General features: G+C 33.8%; 1 protein-coding gene. It reads left to right on the top strand.

The window, feature by feature from the left end; translation table 11 throughout:
• On the top strand, window positions 1–363 hold a 363-nt coding region (locus ACFIK8_RS11260), incomplete at its 5' end, for a DUF2155 domain-containing protein (RefSeq protein WP_375669476.1).
• Between the last annotated feature and the right edge of the window lie 382 nt (window positions 364–745).

Raw genomic sequence — 745 nt, forward strand, 5'->3', positions numbered from 1 at the left:
GTGCTCTTATCTTCAATGGGGGGGGTGTCGGCTGAACGTGTTAGCAATGCAATTGTTGTTTTTGCTGGTCTTGATAAAATTACTGGTCGGACTACGCTTTTTGAAGTTTCTCTTGGTGAAGTTTATCAATATGGTGCTTTGCAGGTGACTCCTCGGGTGTGTTATACGGGGTCCAAAGATGAGCCAACCCATACAACTGGTTTTGTTGAAGTTAATGAGATAACATTAGAGAAAAAGGTGCGGCGTATTTTTACAGGATGGATGTTTGCGGATAGTCCTGGCTTGAATGCGGTAGAGCATCCTGTTTATGATGTATGGTTAAAAGATTGTAAGCGGAGTTCTCAAAATCTGCCTCTTCAGTAATTTGTTCTATACTGAAATCAGCTCATTGGTTTTTTATAAATCTTTTAAGAATATTTTTTTAAATTATAGCAGTAAGGTATTGAAATTAAAGGATCTTGCATGTTTTTACTTTCGTATTTAGATTAGGTTATCTAATTTGCGTTTACGATGATTTTTGGAAGAATACTAAATGTAAAATTGCTAAATTATAAGGCGTTATTTTTATTACAGTTTTCATACAAAAAGAGCATAAATGAGTTAATGAGCCTTGATTCTAATGACGGTTTGTTTTTTTCGATTGGTATGCGCGTTAAATAGCTTAATAATCAAGATTGTGTTGATACAATAGAAATTTCAGCTAATTTAAACAATCTCAATTTTAATTTGCTTAGTACAGCAATTT

It is taken from the genome of Bartonella sp. MR168JLCBS, assembly GCF_042194175.1.